At 59.8% G+C, this 24,384-nt stretch carries 20 protein-coding genes; 4 read left to right on the top strand and 16 right to left on the bottom strand.

Annotated features, from left to right (window positions below):
• A partial coding sequence (locus tag VIM98_RS09670) for a leukotriene A4 hydrolase C-terminal domain-containing protein (protein ID WP_331992893.1) occupies positions 1–431 on the top strand: 431 nt, incomplete at its 5' end.
• Between the two features lie 26 nt (positions 432–457).
• On the opposite strand, the gene VIM98_RS09665 is transcribed toward VIM98_RS09670, so the two are convergent.
• From VIM98_RS09665 to VIM98_RS09595, 15 genes are all read right to left on the bottom strand, one after another.
• The gene (locus VIM98_RS09665; RefSeq protein WP_331992892.1) at positions 458–1,507 is read right to left on the bottom strand and encodes an AAA family ATPase; all 1,050 of its coding nucleotides are present in this window, start codon (positions 1,505–1,507) and stop codon (positions 458–460) included.
• Complete coding sequence (gene pnuC, locus VIM98_RS09660; RefSeq protein WP_331992891.1) at positions 1,504–2,073, bottom strand: nicotinamide riboside transporter PnuC; 570 nt, start codon at positions 2,071–2,073, stop codon at positions 1,504–1,506. The genes VIM98_RS09665 and pnuC overlap by 4 nt, the downstream gene beginning before the upstream one ends.
• Complete coding sequence (locus tag VIM98_RS09655) at positions 2,070–3,419, bottom strand: AMP-binding protein (protein WP_331992890.1); 1,350 nt, start codon at positions 3,417–3,419, stop codon at positions 2,070–2,072. Before VIM98_RS09655 ends, pnuC begins: the two co-directional genes overlap by 4 nt.
• The gene (locus VIM98_RS09650) at positions 3,416–3,997 is read right to left on the bottom strand and encodes a hypothetical protein (protein WP_331992889.1); all 582 of its coding nucleotides are present in this window, start codon (positions 3,995–3,997) and stop codon (positions 3,416–3,418) included. The genes VIM98_RS09655 and VIM98_RS09650 overlap by 4 nt, the downstream gene beginning before the upstream one ends.
• A gap of 5 nt (positions 3,998–4,002) precedes the next feature.
• Positions 4,003–4,968, bottom strand: coding sequence for a radical SAM protein (locus tag VIM98_RS09645; RefSeq protein ID WP_331992888.1), 966 nt, complete (start codon positions 4,966–4,968; stop codon positions 4,003–4,005).
• Positions 4,965–6,767 (bottom strand): VWA domain-containing protein, encoded by a 1,803-nt coding sequence (locus VIM98_RS09640; RefSeq protein ID WP_331992887.1) that lies wholly within the window; start codon positions 6,765–6,767, stop codon positions 4,965–4,967. Before VIM98_RS09640 ends, VIM98_RS09645 begins: the two co-directional genes overlap by 4 nt.
• Positions 6,764–7,756, bottom strand: a complete 993-nt coding sequence (locus tag VIM98_RS09635) for a hypothetical protein (RefSeq protein ID WP_331992886.1) — start codon at positions 7,754–7,756, stop codon at positions 6,764–6,766. The genes VIM98_RS09640 and VIM98_RS09635 overlap by 4 nt, the downstream gene beginning before the upstream one ends.
• A 1-nt stretch (position 7,757) precedes the next feature.
• The gene (locus VIM98_RS09630; protein WP_331992885.1) at positions 7,758–9,233 is read right to left on the bottom strand and encodes an AAA family ATPase; all 1,476 of its coding nucleotides are present in this window, start codon (positions 9,231–9,233) and stop codon (positions 7,758–7,760) included.
• A 136-nt stretch (positions 9,234–9,369) separates the two neighbouring features.
• Entirely contained in the window at positions 9,370–10,035 is a 666-nt protein-coding gene (locus tag VIM98_RS09625; protein WP_331992884.1) for a DUF4291 domain-containing protein, read from the bottom strand.
• Positions 10,036–10,109: 74 nt separating this feature from the next.
• Positions 10,110–10,691 carry a pyridoxamine 5'-phosphate oxidase family protein gene (locus tag VIM98_RS09620; RefSeq protein ID WP_331992883.1) on the bottom strand — a complete coding sequence of 194 codons (582 nt, stop codon included), beginning with the start codon at positions 10,689–10,691 and terminating at the stop codon, positions 10,110–10,112.
• A 182-nt stretch (positions 10,692–10,873) separates the two neighbouring features.
• Positions 10,874–11,755, bottom strand: a complete 882-nt coding sequence (locus VIM98_RS09615) for a GNAT family N-acetyltransferase (protein WP_331992882.1) — start codon at positions 11,753–11,755, stop codon at positions 10,874–10,876.
• Positions 11,752–12,660: a DUF2156 domain-containing protein gene (locus VIM98_RS09610; RefSeq protein ID WP_331992881.1), complete on the bottom strand. Its 909-nt coding sequence runs from the start codon at positions 12,658–12,660 to the stop codon at positions 11,752–11,754. Before VIM98_RS09610 ends, VIM98_RS09615 begins: the two co-directional genes overlap by 4 nt.
• Positions 12,661–12,751: 91 nt before the next feature.
• Positions 12,752–15,766, bottom strand: coding sequence for an amino acid adenylation domain-containing protein (locus tag VIM98_RS09605; protein ID WP_331992880.1), 3,015 nt, complete (start codon positions 15,764–15,766; stop codon positions 12,752–12,754).
• Positions 15,767–15,833: 67 nt separating this feature from the next.
• Positions 15,834–17,180, bottom strand: a complete 1,347-nt coding sequence (locus VIM98_RS09600; RefSeq protein WP_331992879.1) for an FAD-binding oxidoreductase — start codon at positions 17,178–17,180, stop codon at positions 15,834–15,836.
• 413 nt (positions 17,181–17,593) lie between these two features.
• A complete protein-coding gene (locus VIM98_RS09595) occupies positions 17,594–18,895 on the bottom strand; it encodes a M23 family metallopeptidase (RefSeq protein ID WP_331992878.1) in 1,302 nt (433 codons plus the stop codon).
• A gap of 376 nt (positions 18,896–19,271) precedes the next feature.
• Here VIM98_RS09595 and VIM98_RS09590 point away from each other — a divergent pair, with 376 nt between their 5' ends.
• Positions 19,272–20,117 (top strand): CsgG/HfaB family protein, encoded by an 846-nt coding sequence (locus VIM98_RS09590; RefSeq protein ID WP_331992877.1) that lies wholly within the window; start codon positions 19,272–19,274, stop codon positions 20,115–20,117.
• Positions 20,118–20,298: 181 nt separating this feature from the next.
• Here the strand turns inward: VIM98_RS09590 and VIM98_RS09585 are convergent, their stop codons facing one another.
• Complete coding sequence (locus tag VIM98_RS09585) at positions 20,299–22,848, bottom strand: hypothetical protein (protein WP_331992876.1); 2,550 nt, start codon at positions 22,846–22,848, stop codon at positions 20,299–20,301.
• 489 nt (positions 22,849–23,337) lie between these two features.
• On the opposite strand from VIM98_RS09585, the gene VIM98_RS09580 reads away from it, so the two are divergent.
• Together VIM98_RS09580 and VIM98_RS09575 are read left to right on the top strand one after the other, a co-directional pair.
• On the top strand, positions 23,338–23,481 hold the full coding sequence (locus VIM98_RS09580; protein ID WP_331992875.1) for a hypothetical protein: 144 nt from the start codon (positions 23,338–23,340) through the stop codon (positions 23,479–23,481).
• A gap of 171 nt (positions 23,482–23,652) precedes the next feature.
• On the top strand, positions 23,653–24,384 hold a 732-nt coding region (locus VIM98_RS09575), incomplete at its 3' end, for a cation-transporting P-type ATPase (RefSeq protein ID WP_331992874.1).

Genomic DNA, 24,384 nt, shown 5'->3' with positions numbered 1-24,384 from the left:
ATACAGAGCGCACCGTCTTTCTGAAGGGCATGATGAGTGCCGACAAACTCAGTGCGAAAAACTGGAACTCGCTGGAATGGATGTACTTCCTGGATGGTCTACCGGATAAGGCGGCCTACGATAAGCTGCAGAAGCTGGATGCGGCCTGGCATCTGACAGGTACGGTCAATGCGGAAATCGGCTCACGTTGGTACGCACACGCGATCGCTTCCGGCATCAAGTCTGTTTGGCCATCGGCAGCCGATTACGTTACCGGTATTGGCCGGCTGTATCTCATCGTGCCGGTATATCGTGCACTCGCGCAGGTATCTCCGGACGGGTTAGCGTATGCAAAAACGATATACGCCAGGGCAAAAGAGGGCTATCACCCGCTGACGCAGCAAGCTGTGGAGGCATTGCTGGCGGAGAGTGGCGCACGCTGGGGTAGCTGATGAGCGAGGAAGCAGCGAGCCGTCTGCTAGCGATTCAGGGCAAGTACGGCATCAATGGCTCCGTTCAGCCGCTCGTCCCATGTCCCTGCCAGGACGCGATATGCGATTCGACGAGCATCGAGTTGACCTAGATACCACTCGTGTTGCCAAAGTCGGAATGCTTCGTCGCGTCGAGTGCCGTCTTGTATGAATGGCGCATCGGGTGCCAACAACAGCACAAGGCCATAGGGTCTGCGCGCGAGCTTCTCCAATTCAGGCGACGTACGTCCGAACATGGCCTGCGCATAGAGCATCGTGGTCAATGGCGTGGTGTCGCAGATGACATAGCGATGTGCCTCCAGCGCGAGCGCTTCCTCGCGTGCTATTTGCGTCCTGGCAATCAGAAGCATATCTTCCTCGGACAATGCTCCTTGCTTGAACTCCCAGAGTTCGCGACCGTATTCAGCCGCATGCGCCGTGCTCAGTCGCGATGCCAGCAGGCCGGCAAGGGTTGATTTGCCGGTGGATTCGCCGCCAAGTATTGCGACTCGCTCGACAAAGTCGCGATAGACGAGGGGGTCGAGATAGTTACGCCGGCCATGGGGATCCTTCCGCACGGCCGTGCCGGATATGGGTACGGCGACGCGATCCCGATCGACCATGACATGAGCAGCGCAGGGTCCGTCCGCATCGCGCTGTACTTGCGACAAGACGTTCGCGAAACCTTCGCCATAGGCCTCGCTGGTGAATACCACGTCGACCGATGCCTCCAGGATGTGCCGAAGAAGCCAGGCTACGAAGTGCCTATGCGTGTCGTCGGGAGCATCGTTATGGGGTAGTGTGGCTATCGGTAGCCCGCGCACCCGGCAGTGCTCCGCAAGACGCGCATCGTCGATCACCAGCCGCGTGGTATCCGGATACAGTGACGCCAGCCAGCGCTCACGATGTTCCGGCTCGCTGCCGGGAAATTCGGGCTTGGTATAGCTAATAACGATCAGTGCTTCGCATTGTTCCAGAGCCTGATCGAGCAGATGCTGGTGCCCGCGATGAAGTGGGCAGAACTTACCCACGGCAAGTCCCGTGGCGTACGGTTTCATGCGGTGGCGCTTTCTGGTCGAGATAGACGCAACCAGTGCCGCCAGGCGATCAACGCATTGATCCAGTAAGCTGAATAAAGCAGCGCGGTAAGCGTCAGGCCGCGTGAGGCGTAGAGGGGCACGGCAATGGTGTTGACCAACAACCAGGCAGGCCACGTCTCGATGCGGCGGCGCATTAAGAGCAATTGCGCCAGCACTGAAATCGCCAGCACCGAGGAATCGGCAAATGGGGCATAGGCGTCGGTAAAGCGGTGCAGCAGAGTGCCATAGATACAAGTTGCGATAATCGCGCTCGCTGCGATCCACACCAATGCGCGCGTCGAGGTATGTGCAATATCCTTTTCGGCGCGATCGCCCGGCTTGCACCAGTACCACCAGCCCACGATGCTGGCGCCGACAAAGAATGTTTGCAGAACGACATCTGCGTACAATCGCGCGGTCCAGAAGACAACAGCGAATAACGCGCAACCGATAATGCCGGTCCACCATGTATGCACGCTATTGCGTCCGGCGAGAAGAATCGACGCGGTAGCCAGCACATTCGCCAGAACTTCCATCAGGCTCATGTGCCGAGTCCGCCGGGCAGGTCGGTTGTGTACTGCAGCATCTTATCTTCCGTATCCAGGGCGGCGATGCTCACGCTGCCGCCAAGAAGCGCTGTGGAAAGGCGGGCTACCGCATCGGCGGCATAGCCCATCTCGGTGCTTGCCAGGCGCAGCGTCACCTCGCCGTTCATCGACTGGTGCACGCTGTAGCGCGACAGCGGCAGGGGCGCCAGGGCATGGGTCAGGTCGATATTGTTGATCCACCCGCCGCGGTGAGTACGGAACCGCACCGGGCGACGACCTTGCAGCTCCAGAATGATCGGCCCTGCATCGCTGTTGTCGATAGCGCCATGATCGCCAGTGCGATAGCGCAAGAGTGGCAGGCAGAAATTGAATCCGCCCGTCAACGTTATTTCGCCGATCTGTCCCTTGGGTAACTCCCGTCCTTCCGCATCCAGAATCTCTACATACATGCCTGGCTGTAGAAGAAGATGCCCGCCAAGGCCGGGATCGTAGACCCCCAAGGGGCCCGCTTCGTTCATCGAATACACGTCCAGCACGGGACAGCCGAATCGATCGAGCAGTGCCGCCTTGAGCCCGGGTGAAAGCGCCATGGATACCGAAAGCAGGGCCCGCGGGCGGTGCCTGAGCGACAATTCCAATAGCGCCGCGAAGGAAATGGGATCGCCCGCGATAACTTCAGGCTGCATGGCATCGATGTAGCGGGCACGGTCTGCCGGATTACGCCAGTCATCGGGGTGAAGATTGATCTTCGCCAATCCCGACTCATCCATGGTCGGTGTTACCGAGACATACGTGAAACACTTGCGTTGCATGCCGATCAACATCACGCCCATCTGACCGCAACCATGGCCAGGCTCGATGCCGAATCGCCGTAGCGCACGCTTGTGATAGGCAAGGTAGCGGCCGGCGACCACGGGATGCGACGGGAGTACCAGCGGGTGCCCTGTGGTGCCTGTCGTACGAAAATTGATCATGCGTTCTACAGGGACAGAGTCGGGTACAAAGCGCGCGATATCCGCCGCGAGGTCGCCGCGATGGACCGTGCTGATGGCGCGAAAGGATGCCGGCGACTCTTGTTCACGATAAAACGGCACCTGGGCATATAACTGGGCTGTGAAGGCTTCCAGCCATGCCGGTGGGTGGTTCGCCGACCAGGTAAATGGAGCAGTCGCGATGTCGCTCTCGTAAGCGCGCAATGCCTCCACTTCCTCGGAAAGAAGACGGTTTCCGCTGCGATTGCGAAAGAGCGGGGCGCTGGGATGCTCGCTCATATGCTTGAGCATGGCGCGTCCCGCCTCGGTCAGCGTGGGATAGCGCTCCGCATCGGTGGGCTCCTCATTCATTCGCGTGTCCATTTATCCGCGGATTCTTCGGCTGCCTTGCGCGCCAGGGCCTCACGGATGGCGCGAGCTCTGGCTTCAGCCGCTCGGCTGGCTTCCAGCAAGCGACGCCGTTCCACTCCGCTTACGCTGGCCAGCCGGTCAGCCGCCTGATTGGCTGTTTCGCCATGAGGCAGCAGGTCCAAGCGAGCGATCGTCGTGCGCGCGAGTTCCTCGCGTCGCTCGGGCTCGAAGACATAGCGCTTGGCGTCTGCCTCGGCTGCGAGTGCGGGAGCGGCTTCGACAAACAGCGTCCCTAACTTGGAAACCGGAAAATGACATGCACGCCATGCATCGTCGGTCAGCAGCCATGCCATGATGGCCGATAGCGTCAGTTGATTTGTCGTTACGCCGACAAGGTCGCCTGAAAGCGTCGCCAGCAATGCCTCGGAGGCCGGATGGCCATAGCCGATAAGGACATCGTTGACGACGGCCGCTACGCGCAATTGGCCGGCTCCGCCGTGCCGCGGCGGATCCAGAAAATCGGGTGGGGTTTCCACCAATCGACGTAGCAAACGCTCAAGGGAGGGGCCTGTCGACATGATGCTTATGTCCCAAACTTGGCAAAAACCTGGGTGGAGGGGCAATCGCTGCAAACTGCGGGGAGATTCGCCAGGCGGCCGGCATCCAGCCGGGCGCGTAGTGCGGCAATATCGCTCACCGTACGCACAGTGTGTGTCGGGACACTGTAGCCATCCTGGGTGAAGCTGCAGCATGCGATGCGGTTATGTTCATCGATGAAGACGGTAGGGCGGCGGGGTCCGCAGTTGAGAACAGGAATAGGCCGGCCGGCTGCCGTGGCTTCGATGCGCTCAAGATAGGAATCGTTCGCGCAGAGGCGCACACCGCGCTTGGCCATGCGCGCAGCCAGCGAGGGCAGGGTCATGCGAAGTCGAATGGCATCGTCGGGACGCAGTGCATGATCGGAATAGAATTCCGGTCGATCGCGTCCTCCCAGTTGATTGAATGTGATCTCTTTTACGCCCCAATCCGCGAGTCGATCGCACAGTACGGAAAACTCGGACAACGTGTCGCGCATCAGCACAACGTTGGCGCGTATAAGCGGGCTTGCCTGTGCGCCTGTCATGGTAGATAGCCGGTCGATGCCCTCGGCAAGCTTGGTCCAGCCGCCTGACCAGCCACGAAGCCGCTCATGTGTCTGGGCGAGCGCATCCACGCTTATCGTCACCTCGTCGAAGGTCTCTGCGACAGCTCGCGCGATACCTGGGCGAAGCAATGTCGTGCCATTCGTGGTGACGCTGATGCGCAGGCCATGTTCGTTGCGTAGGCGCTGGGAGAGCGCGAGCACACCGGGCCATAACAGGGGCTCCCCGCCGAGCCAGCTGATCAGGATGTCTTCGCCCGAGTCTGCCCGGTAAGCGCCTAGCAGTGCACCGAATCGTTCGACCTCGGCGGGGTCGACCAAGGTGCGCGGAAATCCAAGACGGCGATCGTAGGCGCAGAAGCTGCACGCGAGATTGCAGCGCGTTGTCACTCGCCACAGGACAATCATCCTGGCACCGTTGTCGATAGCGAACTGTAGTGTCGTTGACTGAAGTCGCGTGCGAAGGCGAGCAAGTCGGCCATGTCGCGTACGGCGTGGACCGCCCAGCCGGCGGTACGCGCGCGCAGCAAGTCGGTCATCCATGGCATTTTCGGCCCTCCTTCGAGGGTATCCGGCAGCGGCTTGAACAAGTTCAATGCCATCGTCCCACCGGCGCGCGCCGTGTGCAGCGCGTGGGCGGCAATGTCCCAGCCGCTGTTGCCGCGCTCGTCGTTGCCGAACATCGTAGTGATGCCGTCATCGGACAGGTGCAGGATGTGCACGGCGCGCGCATGAGGCGAGCGCGCCGAATAGGTATCGCGCAGCCTGTGGATGGGAAATGCGGTAGCGCCGCCGAAGAAACCCGTTAGTACACGAAGAATGGCGTCCTCCGAGCGCACGAAACCATCGGTGTGCAGGACCTGTTGCTTACCGCTCCACAGTGTCACCTGAACACGCGAGCCGGCGCGCAGCGCGGACAGCGCGATAACGGCACCGGCCAATGCCAGGTAAGATGTGTGCGTTTGAGGATTGGGCATGGAGCCGGAGCTGTCGACGTAAAGATCCAGATCCACCGGCTCGCTTGCCGGCTCGCGACCGGGCGCGTTGCCATAGGTCCGCTGCACCGTGGTCAATCCTGGAATGGGCCGGGGAGATTGCAGAAGGCTCTGCATCCAGTCCAGCGTATCCAGCGGATCGCCTAGTTCCCATGGCTCCAGGCCTTCCAGTTGTCGTTCCATGGCTTGGGGCTGCGGACGCATCGGGAACCGGATGAGATGAGGCAGCGCTCGTTCTCGGTAGTAGCGCACGGCGATGTCGTGATCGGTCAGATCCAGTCCGGCAGCGCGCAGGATTTCTCCATATTCGAACGGCTCGCGCGTCTGTCCATGGCTGGGGAGCGGACCTGACTCGGCAGGCTCGGATGTGCCGTTCTGCTGAGGCGCATCCTCGCCGGTAACCCTCGGGTCCAGAGCGGGATGCATCACAGGAGCAAGCTCGTCGTCTTCGATTCTGTCCAGTCCGGTGGGTTGGCTGCCTCTCCCGGCATGAAGCGTGTCCAGCAAAGCGTCCACCCGGGGATCGCTCACCGATTGCAGCAGATAGGGAAGCAGCAGTGCGGCAAACCGCGTGGCACCATCGAGCCAGTCGCCCGCATAGGCACGAATGACGCGCGCGCCAAGCCAGGCATCGCCCAGCAGCGCCGCATCGTCTGGAGAGCCACCGAGCGCGCCCGGTGGCTCCTGCCAGAGTTTTTCGTAGATGCCCATGTACAACATCCAGACTGGAGTGACGGGCGCATTCCCATGGTGGGCGGCAAGGCGGCGATAGATATCGGCCATGCGCAAGCCGGATTGACGTTGCAACCGATCGTTGATCAGCAGATCGGTATAAAGGTTGGCGACCATCGGTGCATGGGCTTCGAGCGTCGGCAATGCGCGGCGGATGCGTGCTAACAGCCGTGCCTGATCGGTCGCGGTTGCCGGGGCCAGCACGTGATGGCCGATTTCATGAGCCAGGATCTCCAGCGCATAGCCGCCAAGGTCCAGCCGCGCGATTTCCTGTAAATCGATGACGACGCGCTGATCGGCCAGGCGAATCATGGCCATGCTGCCGGTCAGGCCTTCGGCGGATGCTTCGGCCCGAGTCCAACACAACCGGGGATCCTGAAGTCGCGTGAACCGGCTCCAGGTCGCCAGCGCGGCCTGCCATGCCGCGTGCCAGAGAGCCATCGGATCGTCCGCAGATATAGGCTCGATGGGTTCGCTCATGATCGCAGTGGCACAATGCGCACATAATGCGACCAGGGCGAAGCCAGTGCGATGCCATGGGCGCAAGCGACGGCTCTAAGCTGGTTAACCGGCATGGCGAACGGTATGTCCATGCCCTGTATATGGATGCCCCCGGATATCCCGCGTACTTCGGGAGACGTTCCTGCGCCGGCTGCGGAAAATTCGCTGGCGGAGGCCGGCAACACGACAGCGCCGAAGGCGTCGGCGATGACAAGAAAGTATCGTTCCGCGCTTTGCATGACAAAACCGTCCGCGCAGATCCGAATGTTCGGTGGCGTGGCAAACGGTCCCCCGAATCCTGTGAAGCCACCTACCGTCTGCCCTTGAGCGTTCGCCTCGCCGGTGGCGGGAACCCACCAGCGATCGGCCAGTAAACGTTCGCGCAGCTCGCTCCAGCGAGTGTCGGGTGCGCCGAGGGCAGCCGCGGCGAGGGTTGGATCCAGTTCGGCGGCCCGGGCGAGTGCGGCTAGTCGCAGATGCGCCATGCCCGCGCGCCACGCACATAAAGCGCCGAGGTTGCGCAGATCGTTGAGTTGCCCACAGCGCTGCGCCAACGACGACATGGCGTCGATCCACTCTTCCACGCGCACGTTCTGCACGCTGCTCAGCTTTACAACCGCGTTGGCGATCGTTCCGAGCGTGTCCAGAGGCCATCGAGCAAGTAGATGCGCCGCCGGCCTTGCGAGCTGCCGCCAGGCAAGATCCACCCAGGACAGGCGAGCCTTCGGGCCGACCAGTCCCTGGCCGATCAGCTCAAGACCCAGGTCGAACGCGGTCTCGATGACGCCTGCCGTTGCCGGAGCATCCGCTTCGCTGACGGCTACACAGATCGGGTCGAGCGTGTTTGCAATGAAGGTACTGAAGGCAGCGGTGTCCAGGCCGGGTATACGATGCCGCGCCCCGGCGACCCGCTCATTGAGCAACGCGCGCCGGGACGCCAGTACATTTGCCAGCACTGTGGACACCATCTCAGCGCGCCTGCAACCAGTGCAAATAATTGGTATAGCGCTGGTGCAGATACTTGAGCTTCAACAAGTCGTCGTATAGATGACCGTAAAGCTTGCGCCCGTTGACGCGCTCCTCGATGAGTCGCTCTATGCGTACCAGCCGTGACCGCGTCTCGCGTTCGCTCACGCCGTCGAGTCCCTTGGCGAATTGTGTAGACAATTCGCCGACCGGGTCGTCGTGGTCGAGATTCAGGCGGTCGTATTCCGCGTTAGACGCGTCGAAGAGCCAGCGCAGCCAACTCAATCGGTCGGTACGATAGGCGGCATTTTCCGGCAGAGCGAAGAAGGGCGCGTCCAGATCGGGCTGTAACTTGTCGTTGAGCACAAAAGGCAACACCTGACGTATGTCGTCGAGCGCGACGGCAGTATTGCCTCGGAAATAAGCCGTCGCTTTGGCGAATACCAGCAACGTCATCAGGTTGCGAACGGACAAGCCATTGAGCGTCTGGCAACCCAGGTCTTTCATGCGATCGCGGCCACTGTCGGCGGCGGTCACCTGCGCCCAATCCAGGCCCGCCAGGCGCGCTGTGTCCTTGGTAAGGTACTCAAATTGCGCGCCCGCGGTTTCCATGAGTTCGAAGTGACTGCAGAAGAATTCGATGCGTCGGCGTACATCGTGCGGTACCTCGACAGCACGGATTTCCTCGCCCAATCGATCGGCCTCCGCCTCGGAGAAAATGATTTCCCTCGGCACCATTTCTTCGGGACGGATATTCTCCTCGATACGCAGCAGCATCTCGTCGAGAAAACGTGGGTTGAAGGCCAGCGCTTGCACAACCACATCGATACGGTCGCGCAAAGCCTCGATCACCTGATAAGTGCCGCCGCCGCGGTCGTCGTTGGCGGTCAGGTACCACGCCGATTCCGGGCATTCATAGACGTGATTGAGAACTTCGGCGTAGTTATCGCCCATCACCGTCAGCAGCGCACTTTGGGTACGTGTCGGAATGCGGTTGTACTCGTCGATGATCTTGACCCGCATGGACAGCCACTTGCGCCAAGCAATACGTATGTCGCCCATGTCCTGGGCGGCGACGAGGTCGGCAGGCAAGGGATTGCCGAGCAAGTCGGCGATAGTCATCTGCGGGTGACCGTGCTGCATGGCGCGGCGCACATCTTTCACCGGGTAACCGGCAAGTACCCCCATCAGAATGGCGCTGGCCGTCTTGCCGCGTCCCGGGCCGCCGACGAACAAGCATTTTCGCCGTGTCGCGAATGCCAGCAGCGGAAGCAATACGTAACTCGAATAGCTTTGCGCGGAAGGCAATGTAAGCGTGCGGCGCGTATCGCCCACCGCAAACGACACCGAAGGGCCGTCGTGATATTCGATATCGTAATGCGGGCTGATAACCGCATTGTTGACGATCCAGAAGTACGCCTGTCGCAGCTTTTCATCGAGGCGAACCGCCTGTTCATCGCCTCCGCTTGCCAGTCGCACTGGCCCTTCGTAGAGCTCGGCTATGTCAAAGGTTCGCGACTCCTGATCCGTCTTTGGATTGGTGGGTGCGCGCGATATCCGTTGAAAAAAATTAAACGTCGACACTCGATCCCCCGGTCGGCAGTCATACCTTATTTTAGATCATCCCCGCCGGCGCCGTAAGCGGATCATTAGCCAATCGGTCGATGCCGGCCCTTTGTGAAGCGATCGTCTCGGGCTCATATATTTGTTCCTCAGGAATGACGAGCGAACCCAAGTCACCCTCCAGGTGAGCGCGCTGAGCGACCACGAAATCGGTGACGTCCGCAATCGACAATGCCTCCCGTTCCCCGTACCGGCGCAGCGTCTCTCCCCGGAGCCCCAACTGGATGGCGCGCCGCTGCAATGGGCGGCCGGCTGGATCGTGGTCGGGATCCCATTGCATGCGTACCTCGGAAGAGATCACGGCATGCTGCCACGACTCGACCGTGGAAAATCGGCGCGGGTCGTAGGACGAGGGGATGGCGGAGCGGAGCAGTTCGTCGAAGAACGAACGTGGAAGCGTAATCGCAAGAATATGCTCCTGGCCTTTCTTGCTGGCCCACCCCGAGCGATGCATCATCCATAGGAAAGTGGGTTTGATCCAGCTCATCCGGTTGTAGCTGAAATCTCCGCCGAAACGTTGGTGATTTACGGCGTATTCTGCAATGGATGGCCGATAGGCTTGATATACACAGATCGTATCGGCATCGAACTGGGCGAGTATGTGACGGCCGCGATCGGGCCAGACACGGTATTGTTCCAGATATTTCTTTGTCCTCATGCAACGAAAAGCTTAGCCATTGGCCGGGCCCGCGTCGAGTGGACACCATTGCCGCAGACGGTATCGGGAGCGATCTAAGGCGCGATCCAGGTGCCGGTCCATTGCGACCCGGACCGTTGAAACTGGCACCGCCGGTGAGGTTCCGAAAGTACTTCCAGCCAATCCATCCGTTCTATATGCACTAGCAGAAGAGCGAAATGCTCCGATGGTTCGTGAGACGCTTGCTCCGATGGGGTGCTCTGCCAAGCCTCCATGGGCGATTGCAGTTTTGAGCCCGGCGCTACGGAAGAGCGGAAAAGCACGTGAGAACGGGCTTTCAGTTTGCGCCAGGCATCGATTCGACGTGACGCATCGGTGACCAGGTCGGCGCGTCCCTCCAGGCGAAGTTGCATACCGCCAACGGCGTCGAGCGCAGTCACGGCGACGCGCGGATCGTTCCGGATGTCCTCGATTTTTGAAGACCTGGCATCGGCCGTGAAGGCGATGGCGCATTCGTCCCGGCGAAAGTCACGTATCACTACCGTTCTCAGCCTGGGTGCGCCGCTTGGCGCAATCGTTGCGAGTTGCATGAAGTTGAATGGCGAACGCCTGCTGGCGGCTTCTTCAAGCTGGCTCCAGATATTGAGGAGTGTCGCATCGGCCGATGTGAGATCCACGTGTCTACCTTCAAGTGCGCTATCAATACGAGTAAGCGCCAACACTCATGTCGACGAGTCGGCTCGAAGGAAAGATAACTGCTAATCGACCTGTCGGCGAGAGAGCAAATATCGCCGCGAGGAGCAGGATGGGTTCGCCCCGACGGTGAGCATCTTCGCTGGTGCGACCGGTAGCACCGGCTCTAATCCAGTGCGTGGGAAAGGTAGGGTGCGTCGCCAGCCTGGCTTTTGAAAGCATCTTCGAGCCCATGTTCGAGCCACTTTGCCATGCCAAAGGGCTTTGGGGATCCATGCGCATGGGCCGACTCTTCCGCGCGAAGGCGAACATAAAGGTACTTTCCGCAGTAGCGGTATTGCAGTGCCGCCACGGCAGCGTCGTAGTCACTGTCTTCAACAGCCAGCTCCTTGGCGGTGACGCCATCGTGAGTGTAGTAGCAGACCGCATAACCAATCGCCATGGCTCCTCGCTTGAACACCAGTGTGGAGCCGCCGAGAAGCGCGCATTCCTTGTCGATATAAGACAGGGCATTTCTGTCCCATCTGACGAACAGGCGGCTTCCGCCAAAAAATCTATCTCGCATCGACAAAAGAGGGGACAGCTGTGACGGGACGACCGCCAGGCGTTCTGCAGAAGCTGCGTAAGGCAGGGATGGGCTATAACATACGTGCTTTAGCTGGAAGATCGGCTTGTAGCCGTGTCGATGGTAGAAATCAAAAAGTCCTGCAGAACCCGGTGCCAAAACGGATAGGCCTACTCCTTGGCTTTTCATCCAATCGTGCGCCCGGCCTAGTAGTTCCGACCCAAGGCCTTTCCTTTGATAGTCCGGATGGGTGGCGACCGCAAATATATAGCGGGCAGGAATCTCCAAGCCCGGGGACGTCGCAGTCACCGGAAGCATGGTCAGCATGGCGACCGGCTCCCCTCCGCTTACATTTACCAATGTATTGGCCGCTCGATACCTGTGACGGAAATAGAGCTCGATATATTCGTCCGGGTCGTCGAAGCAGGACTTCCAAAGACGCTTCAAGCCCGGAATCATGCTGTCTTTGGCGAATGCGATCATCGCAGCGGCTTGCCAGTCGTCTGAGCACGATATTTTTCGACCAGAAAAGTGGGGCAATAAGATCGTTTGGCCTGGCGTAGTCCGGGGTTCCCGGAGTCGTCCTCCCGGTTGACGTAGGTGTATTGGGCACAATGGTGCTCGGCAAATTGCTGATTGATCATCGAGTAGGCGCCCGGGGCAGTGCAAAGAGCTTTCTCTATGTGCACGAGATAGGTGTCGGCGTTTAGCGGCTCCCCGATAGAGTAAGCAATAACGCGACCGTCCTGGGTGCGTATCAATCCGCCATCGAATTCCAGATCGAAATAAGCGGAAAGGGCTGTTTCTGTTGCAGAAAGCTCCTCCTTGAGACTGGCGCACATGTCCTGGCGCCTGGACTCGTGCCAGGTGGTGTTCATGGCTTTGACATCGCTCATGTTGGATCGGTCGATCGATTCGTAACGCCAGTCAGGGTGAAGCTGTTTGAATTGACTAATATGATTCCGTTTTGCGTGTAGCTTCCTGCCTGGAAGAGCGATGAGATTCTTGCTTTCGTAGATGTAGTCGAAGTGATCATCGAGCTTCGCAAAGGTGAAGCAGCCGGGGAAGTTGTCTTCCAGGAATTTTTTCTGTGTTGACAAGACCGCATGGAATACCAGCGGCGTGCCGTCCTGCCAGGCAGATATGGCGAGTGCCTCGATGATGCCTTTTATATCGCCTTTGCCGAGTGGATAGAGGTAGCTCGGATACTGTTTGTAGTGGGCCTTCAGCAGCAAACATTGTTCGGCCCGGGCGACATCGATGTTGAAGATGTTCTTCCAGATATAGCTGAATCCAAAGCTGAATTCGCTGGAGTGCTGGACGGACTGACTGAAGTACTCATTCATCCAGTCTCTGTCGGAAATACGAACCGGCTTAAACGAGAACATGGGAACTCCTTGTCCAACGAAGTCGCTCGATGCGGCGCGCAGAAGGCACGGCCTCTTCCGGGGCCGAGCCATCCCGCCATCGCTCGCCTTGTCATGCCGTTATGGGAGCCCTTCTGCCGTCCTCCGACTGGCCGATGAGACCGATGCCGATCGAGTGCTCAAGGTAACGGCGCAATTCGTCTTCATCGAAGGTCGGTGCTTGGATACCGCTGCCCTCGAGAAAGGCGGAGGTCTTGTCGTGCTGCCACAGGTAGGTTTGCTGGTACATCTCGATAATGCAGTTGTCCTTGTACATCCGGTCGCGGAACAGGTTCAGCACGGGATAGAGCGGCGTCTTCGGATCGTCCATCCATAGGCTGCGCCACTGGCGGAACGGAACCACTGCGAACCGGAAGTCAAAATATCTCTCGAGCAAGGTGAAGAATTGCTTCAGGGAGACATTGTTTTCGCCGGAGTGAATCAGATTGAACTTCTGCGTCAAGGCGGCTGGATTTCTCGCGATATGCGCAATCGCCTTCGTCATATAGTCGACCGAGCTGAGCCCTTCGCGCAATTCATGAAGATCCGGCACCTGGCCGAGGGAAAGGCATGTTTTTACCAATCGACCCCACCATTGATAGTTGGCGCTCAAACCGGTCTTGCTGTGATAGGTGGCATAGCCGAGGCGGAAGGTCGCCAGCGGCAGTCCACGAGCCTGGGCCAGGTCCGCGATTTTCTCCATGACCCATTTGCTCTTCACATAACCGATGTCCGAGCAGATGGCTTCCAGGTTCTGATCGATGTCGTCTTCTTCGCTGACCGCATCGCGGCCAGTGATCCAGTAGCCCCAACTGTAAATGGAGATGGTCGACAGCAGCATGAGCGCCTTGGTCCTGCCAGTCGCCGCGAATCGAATGATGCCGATCAAGCCATCTACGTTATCGCGCTTCATCGCCGAATAGGGCTTGATGAAATTTACCGCGCTTGCAGAATGGTGAATGACCTCGACATCTCGGCATAGCGCGTCATAGTCATCCAGAGCCAGACCGAAGCGTGATGAAGCGATGTCGCCGGGATAAGCTTTTATGCGATCGATATCCGCGGCCGCGATAGGTACTTTGTACTCGTCGATCTTCTCCTGGATGCGCCGCATGGCCTCGGTCGTACTACGCGCACGCACGATGCAATGGACCGTTGCCCGGGTCGTGGCCAGCAGCTCTGCCAAAAGATGGATGCCGACGAAACCGGTGGCACCGGTGAGGAGCACATGGTTCGGGTCCTGCAAGCGATCGACGTCGAACGGTGCGCTGAAAGCGATATCGTCGGGAAGGACGACATCGTTCCACAACACGTCGGATGGGGTGTGGTCGGAAACCTCGTCGGAGGCCTGTTGCCGTAATCGAATTTCGGCAGCAAGCTGCTCGGCCGTAGGGTGGTTATAAATGTCCGTAATGCGCAGGGGCAATGCGTGTACGTCCGAGAGCGCAGCGATGACCTCCGCGGCCAACATGGAATGGCCGCCTATCTCAAAGAAACTATCGCTTCGCTGAAAGTCCGAGTGCTGCAGGGCCGCCTGGAAAGCTTCCAGTACAGATCGCTCAACCGTATCTTCGACTTCGTCGAAGGACCTTGCCGGGCCGGCGGCATGGACGAAGCTGGCAAGCAACGCAGCTTTGTCCGTTTTGCCGTTGGCGTTCAAAGGGAAAGTTTCTCGTACCGCATAGTGGCCGGGTGCCATGTAGTCGGGGAGGAGCGCGCGCGCGGTCTCCCTGATGCGCGCGACAAGGTCTCTCGGCGAAATCGATGCGTCCTCGGGAATCAGGAAGGCGATCAGTTCCCTGGGACTGCCTTCGGCAGGGGCGGTAGCTGTGACGCTCAGCTGGCGAATGCCCGGCTGCCGAGCGAGGACAAGCTCGACTTCGCTCGGTTCCACCAGGTGGCCGCGGATTTTTACTTGCTCATCCGCACGACCGAGGAACTGAACGCTTCCGTCGGGTAACCAGCGTCCCAGGTCGCCAGTACGATAAATGCGCTGCCCAGGCTCGAAGGGGTGGGGCAGAAACTTCTCTGCGGTAAGGCGCTCGTTATGTAAATACCCGCGCGCCAGGCAAGAGCCGGCGATATAGATTTCCCCTGTCATGCCGGGCGGCGCTTCACGCATGGTTTTGTCGAGAATCCAGATCCGTGCACCGTCAACAGGCGTACCTATGGAAGGCTCTTGGCCGAGGCTTGCGCTCGGAACGGGGTGAAAGGTGGCCCAGATAGTCGCTTCGGTGGGGCCGTAATAATCGATGAGGGAGAAGCGGACATGATCGGTATCGACCGGGTTGAGCTTCTCGCCTCCGGTAAACAGATACTTCAATGAGGAAGGATGGGTGCTGTGTTTGATGACGTCGGCAGCCATCACCGTCGGCACAAAGGCGTGAGTGATCCCTTCGCGGGCATAGAACCGCACCAGCTCGGCGGCATCGCGCCTGACCATATCGTCAAGGAGGTAAAGTCGCGATCCCGAGCACAGTGCGGACCAGATCTCCCAATGCGCTACGTCGAAGCCGAGCGCTGCCATGGATGTCGATCGGCATTGGTCATCGACCTGGAAGTGGCGGTTATGCCAGTCGACGAAGGCCAGCACGGAATGGTGCTCGACAACGACGCCTTTAGGCACGCCTGTCGTTCCGGAGGTGAAGATCACATACATGGGAGCGGTAGGAGAGACATCTCCCGCCGGTGCGAAGGGTGTCGATGTTTCCCTTCTTAGCGTGTCGATATCGACAACCTGAGCGGAAGTGCTTTGTTTGGCGTCGCGTGTCGAAGTCAGTAGCCACGGCGATCGGCTCTGCTCCATGATGTAGGTCTTGCGCGCGTCCGGGTAGGCGTGATCGATCGGAATGTAGGCTGCGCCCGATTTCAGAATGCCCAGGAGGCCGATAACGAAATTCGTCGATCTTGCCGCCTCGATGGGAACCAAATCGCCAGGCCCGACACCTTGCGTGACCAGAAAACGGGCTACGGCGTCGCTATATAAGGCTAGCTGCCCATAGGTGAGCGTTTCCTGGTTGGAGACCAGGGCAACAGATTCCGGGTTTTGAAGACGAACGGCATCCAGGACCGTCTTTGGCCTATTCATAGTGTCCTCGATAAGTAAGCGATACGGATGAAATTGCTAACGGCGCGGGGCGCGACCGAGCGTGCCTTTAAAGCGGCAGATCATGAAAAACCCCAGAGGGGTCATAGCGTCGTTTCAGCGCCGCAAGGCGCAGCCAGGCATCTGAGGAGAAGCACCGCGCTATTTCTGCCGAGCGGTACTCAAGATCGAACTCATTGATATAGCAGTGGCTGGCGATGGGCTGGAGTTCGTCGTAAAGCAGCCTGAGCCAGCGCATGTTGGCCTCATCGTCGCGAGGATCGGTCCACCTGGCGTAAGTGGAAAAATACCATCCGCCTTTGGCCGAAAAAGCGGCTTCCGGGAGCGGCCGATTTCCCTGCCATATCAGGAGTGGAAGCGTGGCGGACGAAGGTAGCGTGGGTAGATGCGATATCAGAATGCGTGCCGCATCTTCGGGGCGATCGGTGAGGATATTATCCGTTAGATAGCGCCCGGAACCGAAGGCGGCGTCACCGTGGTCATGCAGGGCAGCGAAGCTTATGGACTGCTCCTCGCTCGCGTCGTCGAGCGCCCACGGCTTAAGAACGTTGGCCAGCTTGGCATGCAGAGCCGTCGCTTCGTTGCCATTCTCGGCGAATGCCAGCGTGCTCACCGCAATCTCCCACCTGGGCTTCTGCGGCCGCGACGAATCTGCAGCCGGTACGACGGCCAGCATGATTTGCAGCGCTGGTTGAGGAGCTGCTTTCGTTATCGCAGAGAGTGCGTAGGGAAGTCCTTCAAGCGACAATCGCAGGTGCTGCGAGGTCATTGCGCCGGGTAGCGGATGGCATTCCAGTTCGAAGGACACCACGGCAAAGAACAAGGTTGGACCGCCGCCGCGCGCTGCCCAAAACAAATCGGGATTTTCTTCTGCGCTGGCATGTCGAAGCTTGCCATCGGCGGTAACCAGATCGAGTGCCTTGATCTGGAAGGCACTCATGGGCCCCCACATGCCGAAGTTGATGCCCAGGCCGCCTCCGAGCAGAAAACCGCCCAGGCCCACTGTACCGCTGTGGCCGGTGGGGAAGCCAAGACGATGTGCCGCAAGAGCTTCACTCAGAGCCCGGCTGGTGACGCCGGGGCCCACAACAGCGCGCCGGCGACCGGGCTCGACATCCAACGCGTGTAGAGCGGACAGGTCAAGAAGCACGCCATCCCGACGAAGAAATGCGTTCGCGAAACTGTGTCCACCACTGCGTAACGCTATCGAAAGCTTCCGCTCGCGAGCCATATTAATAGCGGCGACCACATCATCATGTGAGCGAGCGCGAACAATGTACTGCGGTCGGCGCGCAACATCGCGTTGGTTCCAGCAGGCATGGCGACGCCAGGCTTCATAATCGGGAGCATCTCTCTGTTGAATTTTTCCATTTAGACAGTAAGCGAGATCATCCACAATCGACGCATTGGGCTCTAATCCGGATCGCATCTTTCATATTCCCAGACAATACCATTTCGCCGTTATCGAATTGCCAGTAATGACGCTATTCAACTATTAGGCGGGTGCGACAGGGAGCGGGCTCAAGCAGACGAAACGGCGTACGCGAACGCCAAAAGACCGGTGCGCGCGGATTAATGGCCGATAACGAATGAGGTATTGGCTCTTGCGTAATTAAGCGAGCTCGCTTCCGTGAGTGGCAGTAAGTTAATGCACTTTGTTTGCCGGTGCCTGTGATCTCTATCGCAATTTAATGTGAGAAAATCGCGACAGCAATTTCTAAAGATGCGTAATGAAAAAGACAATTTGCGCAATGATTGTCTAATTCATTAATGTCTCGGATGCGTTTTGAAATGTGAAAGCGTGCAGAACTACGGGTCGAAATTCACGACCGCATTGTAGTCGGGCCATTGATTTCGGCGGACCGTGGCCTCTTCATCTCGATCCCACTGGGTGCCCAGTCTGGAAATATCTTTGTACTGACCGAGCTGCCGATAGTTGCGAATTTCAAAAGGCAGGCTTTCCGCGTTGAGCGTGGAATTTGCGTCCGCAATATGGAAATGCAAATGCGGGCCCGTCGATTCCCCGGTGAAGCCGAGCGACCCAAGTACTTTGCCCGTGGTCACCTTGTCGCCAACGGCCACGCGAATGCTGCCATTCTCAAGGTGCTCATAAAAGGCAAAGCGGCCATCGGGAAGACGCAGCGTGACATAGTTGCCCGCATCGTCCGCTGGCTTATGCGTTGTTCGCTCGGAAATCTTCGTTGGGTCTTGCATGCCGTCGCGCACGGCGACCACCGTTGCATCGGCTACCGCCAGCACATCGTCGCCAAAGCCATACATCTGTGCGGCGATGTCCGGATCGCCTCTGGTCAGACAGCCTTGCTCGTCGACTTTGACGAAATCGATAGCGAAGCGCCCGGGAAGTTTTGCGTGGCTCGCTATCGTGTAGAACACACGCCGGTGTCCGCGCGGCCACGCCGTGCTGTGGATGGCGACCCAGGGGCCTCCACGCAGGGGCGGCGCGATGATGGAAGGTTTGACGGTGCTCAGCTTAAGCGGGTCGGTGAAGACGGTGGATGTCGCGTCGGTATCTGCCACGGTGTACGTGATGCGATGCGTGAGCGCTGAAGTGTGGCCTCCTTCGGGTAGCGCGACATCCAGAAACACTACCGCCCGTTGGCCGGGTTCCAGGTATTCGGGTACGGCTTTTTGTTTGGGTGAGGTGCCGACGATCATGGTGGCGGCCGTCAGACTTCGGTCGCGAAGATCGGTCACCTGGCGACCGTCGCTGGCGTCGCGTACGGACAGATCGGTGATTTTGAGGCGGTCGTCGGAGAAGTTCGTAAGATGAACTTCGTAGCCAACATAGAGCGCGTCATTGAGATGGAATGGAACAGGAGCAACAGGAACTTCGACATCCAGGCCATTGCGAACCTCCTGGGCTTGCGCATATGCCGTGCCTGCCAAGGTAAACCCTATGCCGAGCATGGTCAGCGCTTTGCGCCGGCCGCTCGATGTGTGCGTCTTCGACAAACTCCGGATGAGAACTAGCCGTGCTGCCAGCGTCATGACGCGATTTCCAGGTAGAGGATCTGTCGCGCCTTCCCTGGACCGGGTAGCGGCCTTCCATTGACCGATCCAGAGATTATCCAGGCCGTCCTGGTTGGCCATGTGCCAGTCGGCATTGGCGTCCCGATTGGCGAAAACGTCGTCCTTTTGTGGCGATGTTGTCTTTTCTTGGGCGGCGCTTACCGATCTTGTCAGTCATTTATCCGGCGCTGCCCTACACGAATTCAGGATCGCTCCCTATCCAGGATGCTCGTGCCCATCGCTAGCATCTCAAGCTCTGGTGACAACGTGCTCGACGTTTGCCCGAGCGCCGGGCCGCTTCTCGACTCCGGGCGTGCTCACGATAGGGAATTCAATGCATTCTTTTAGCAAGTTCAGCGCGTGCCGAGTGGCGGCGCTTGGCGCTACGCTCTTGGTTGGCGCATGCGACGCCACTAACCCGCTCGTTACAAAAACACAGCGCGAGCATGAGGCGAAGGTGGCGGCCATTCCGAAATGCCAGACAAAGCTCGGCAGTATTTCCGTGGTCGAGCCAGAGGGCGCGGTGGCGTGGTGGTCACAGCAACAGTTGCCTTCACCGACCAAGTTGATCAAGGTATTTGTGAACAAATCCGGTTGTTTCACGTTGGTCGACCGGGGCATGGGCATGGGCGCCGCGCTGCGTGAACGTGCGCTGGCATCGGGTGGTGAGTTGCGTGGCGGCGCCAATGTGGGCAAGGGACAAATGAAGGCGGCCGATTACGTGATGGTGCCGGATCTCATTTCGAACAACCGCAACGCGGGCGGCGGCGGATTGGGCGCCTTGGCGAGTGGACTTATCGGCGGTCCGGCAGGTCGTATCGTCGGCAATATCAATATCAGTACGAAGACGGCCGATGTGGTGCTGACGGTAACCGATGTGCGATCGTCCGAGCAGGTCGCTCTGACAGAGGGGCATGCGGAGAAGAACGATATCGGATTCGGCGCTCGCGGTTCTCTGTTCGGAAGTAGCGGCGTCGGAGCCGCGGGCTTAGGAGGTTATGCGAATACCACGCAGGGCCAGGTTATCGCCATGGCCTATCTGGATGCTTACACGAAGCTGGTGACGGAATTAGGTGGCATGCCGTCGAACGCGTCGGCCGCCAATGTGCGCCAGTCGGGCACAGTGAACAAGCCTACGCATATGACGACTTCGGCCAATACCAACAGCAAGGTGGTGCGGTCGGTGACGCCGGGGATGACGGTCTACCCGACGGGCACCAAGGCCGGGATTGCCTGGGAGGTAGAGGATGAGCACGGCAATCGTGGATGGATGTCGTCGGAAGACTTCGATCTGGCGAGGTGAGCTTGCTTATAGAGCAGGCTTAATCGTTCGAGGGGGTTGTCAGTGATGTCGTTCGGGTTTGTATCGTGAAGAGCTTTCCCCTCACCCCAACCCTCTCCCCTGGCGAAGCCAGGGGAGAGGGAGCCTGACCGAGGCAAGCCTCAACACTCGACAGGCACACCTACTCAGGTCGCAAGATACCTCACAGCATCCGCTCCGGATCCTTGATATATGTCCCTGAGAACTCCAGCCGGATGCCGGCGATATCTGCTTTGAGCTTTTGCAGATCCAGCGTCGTGTTATCGCCTGCCGCTATCTTCGGCGCGGACAGAATCCAATCGGCATACAACGTAGGTTCGCTATAGGACGTACGGAACTCATCGGCGATGGCCGCGCGCACGTGCACGGCGGCGCCAGGCTGATCCGCGGGCAAGCCAGCCACGTCGTAGCGGAACGTCAGGTCTACCGGCGCGCCATGAAAGTGGAACACTTTGTATTCCTGGCCCAGCAGGCGCCGGTCGTCGTACTCGCCGGCGGTACGCACCGTGAACTCGATGGCCCCATGCGGGGGCCGTTTGCCGGTAGCCCACTCCACCCAGATATGGATTTCCTTGACACGAACGCGGCTGGTGCGGCCCCACCCCGATAGCGGGCTGTCCGTGGGCGTCAGGCGCACACCGATCTTCTGGCCGTCGAGCAGGGCATCGCATTGCGCGGGAGACAACGCGTACGCCGCGTGCTGATATTCCTGCGGCGCAGGTTTGAATTTCTCCAGCGCGCGCGCCTGCATTTGCTTCAGATCGGCAATGCCCTTGAGCTCGCCGGCCAAGTCGCCGATGCCGCGATAGTTGTCGCGGACGATGACCGCATCGTCCAATGCCCAATAGCGCCACGCTGCATCGTACTGGTACAGCACAATCAGCAATGCGCGTTGCACGTTCCGATAGTTGCCCCAGAGCACCGCCATGGCTTGGGCGGATAGCGCCTGCTGTTGCTTCAGGTCGGTAATCTCGCGTTTGACGGCATCGTGCTGGCGCGCGGCGATCTCGCGTTGCAGCTTGTTGCGAGCCAGCTCCTGGATCAGTGGCGGCAGCGCGGCCTGCGCGGTGGTCAGGGCGCGGCCGTAGATCACCAGGATCTTCAACTCCTTCAGATATTCCTCCGAGCCATTGACACCTTCTTTGATGGCAGGCGCGAGCTGTGTTTCCACTTCAAGCCAAAGTTGATCCCATTGAGCGGCGGCCGAAGGCGCGCCCTTGGCGTCGTCGGAAAGCGTTTCTTTGCTGATGGCGGCCAGATCGCTGGCGAACTTGCCCGCGTCGGCAATCTTGTCCGCTGCCGCCACGATGGCCAGGCACATTTTCACTATCTTCTCGATAGCCTGACCGACCTTGACCAGGGTCTTCATGATCTCGGCCAGCTTGGATGCGGTCTTGGCCACATCGGCTGCCGCTTTGGCCGCACCGGCTGCGCCGCTGGCGTTGCCGCCGAACATGGAGCCCACGCTCGCGACGAAGGTGAACACCGCGCCGACGATGGCCCACGCCGCTTCCGCTTCCTTGGCGGATTTCCATGCATCCAGGCCATCCTTGAAGGCTTTTTCGGCACGACGGACGTTGGCGTTTTGGGGCTCGATCGCGTCTTGTGCGCGCTTGACACTGGCGGTTGCCAGACGAAGGTTCTCGGCCAGCTGTGCGGCAACCAGTTGCTGGAACGCACCGGCATCATCTTTCTCGCCGAGTATGATGTGCGCCGCCTGCTTGCGCGCTTGCAGATCGAGCGCGCGATCGGACAGGCGCTCGTAGCTGCCTGCATAGGTCTGGAGTGCCGGTATGTGCTCCTTTGCCAGGTCGCCGTAAAAAGATGCACTGAGATAGGGCACTTGATCGGATGCCAGGCGTACGGGTTGCAGCAATTCGTGCACGTTCGCGGCAGGCAGTACCAGCGGTTGCCAATCGGTCCGGTCCGGCGTCAGGCGAAGCGTTTCCATGAGACGCGTGTAGATGTCCGCAGGCAGTGCGCTCTTGCCCTGGAGGGGTAGCAAGATGGCTAGCATGTCCCGCAAGCGACCGCTCAGTTCCAGGCCGAGCTCGCCCCGGCCCTGCGCGCCAAGCTCCTGCGACGCCAGCAGCATCCGTTCCAGCAATGGCAGACACGTAGCCATCGGCATCAGCGACAAGTCCATCGGCCATGCCTGGAAAGGCAGCAAAATGACGTCGTCGAGTCCCTCGTTCTTGTAGTCCGCCCAAGTCACCTCGGGTTTCAAAGGGTCGGTGAGATCGCCGGTAAGGGTCTTGCTGCGTTCGGCGCCGCCAACACCCCAGCGCACGATGCGTGTCAATTGCATGTGGCATTGGCCGGGGTTGGCTTGCCCCGTATAGAAGCCGAGCATGCTGAGGCTTCGCGATTGAAAGTGCAGGGCCGCGTTGGTCTCCAGGCGACGGGCGATCACCACGATGCAATCGAGCCAGTCGATGTTGACGATGCTCGGCATGTCGGTTCGCGCATCTACCGTGTCGGCGAACACCAGCAATCGATAATGACTGAGACCCGCTTGCGCGGCCTGGTCGGCGCGGCGGAGCACATCGATCAGCTTCACGTGCATGCCTCGTACTACCTGCCACCACTCGCCAGGCCGTACGACGTGCTCGAGCGGCCCGGTGGGGCCGGCCTTGTCGAGGATATCGTCCCAGTCGATGGTGCCGGAAACCGCCGCCGACACGGTCGGCGGGATCGTGGAAATGGTGCTCATGCTTGTTGCCCCCTGGTGGTCTTTCACAAGACGCTGCGCAAGCCGGCTCGGAGGCGCCCTCCGAAGGTTGTCGCATGGCGGGGGAGTATAGGCGCGTACTGAGCCTCCCCCTTCATCCGGCCCTTTCCAGTGAGATAACGGAGCGCGGGGTGGCCTGGCGGAAACCGCGCCACAGCGCCGTTTTCCCTTTCAGTCACCTGTCGGAAAAACTTTCGTTTCCAAGGCCATTGACTTTGCCGCATCGCATCAAGAAAATGCCCGCGCCCCACGGCGCATTGCGTGCCCTGTGGGCCTCTGTCCTGACTAACCAAGGCATATGGACGTTTACCCTAGTCGCAACGTCGACATCCGCGAGCATCGGGTGCCGGCATTGCATAACAAGCTGATTGTCTGCGGCGACCGCCTGCGGTCGGCCGGCGCTTTCCTCGACTAGGGAAGACCGGCCTACTCCTGAGCGGCTGCCAAAGGCGCCGTAACAGGAGATGGGCCATGAAGCTCCTTCGCGATTTTTTCCGTCTGCGCACCGCGGGCCGGTTCCTTTTTGCCGGTCGTCGTGCCAACGCGCGCCATACCGTCACCATCACCGTGCCCGCACCCCTGGACGCCCCGGTCCAGTCGGCCTTGCAGTACTGAGTTCAAGGGCGGCACCGATGAAGCTGCTCACACTCTGCAAAGGCTGGCCTCCGCCAGGACGAATGCGTCGGCCGCTCAGGCGGCCTTGAGCAGCGGGCGACGGTATCCCGCGGGCACGTGCCCGTCGGTTAGTTCCTCCGCCCGGATTCAACGCATATCCGGAAGCGAATCATGATGAAGCATTCCACCTCCGCCGAGACCAGGGCGAGCGGCAAGGGCGCCAACGCACCCGTGCGCCCCGCAGTCGCCCTCGAGGCATTCCGCCACAACGAATCGCTGCTGGCCGCGCTCGATACCAGCGTCGCCGGCCTCAACGAGGAACAGATCGCCGAGCGTCTGGACCGCGACGGCATCAACGAGGTCTCGCACGAGAAGCCGCCGCACTGGGCGCTGCAGCTCCTGCACGCCTTCAAAAACCCGTTCATCGTGGTGCTGCTGGTGCTGGCCGGCGTACAGCTGGCCACCGATCCGACCACGCTGACGGGCCCGACCATCATCTCGGTGATGGTCTCGATCAGCGTGCTCCTGAGCTTCGCGCAGGAGTTCCGCTCCTCGCAGGCCGCGGAGAAGCTCAAGGCGATGGTGCGCAATACCGCCACCGTGACCCGCCGCGCTTCCGATGGCCATAGCGAGCGCATCGAAGTGCCGGTGGTCGAGCTGGTTGCCGGCGATATCGTGCATCTGGCCGCGGGCGACATGGTGCCCGCCGACCTGCGCCTGCTAAGCGCCAAGGACCTGTTCATCAGCCAGGCCATCCTGACCGGCGAGTCGCTGCCGGTGGAGAAGGCCGCGCCTGGTCAGGCAAGCCATGCGGACGAGCTGGAAAGTTCGGCTTCCGTGGACAGCCCGCTGGATCTGGGCACCGTCTGCTACATGGGCACCAACGTGGTCAGCGGTACGGCC

It is taken from the genome of Dyella sp. (assembly GCF_036568765.1).
GTDB lineage: Bacteria > Pseudomonadota > Gammaproteobacteria > Xanthomonadales > Rhodanobacteraceae > GSA-30.
Note: the sequence above shows the minus strand (reverse complement) of the source record. Positions and strands in the feature narration are given on the sequence as shown.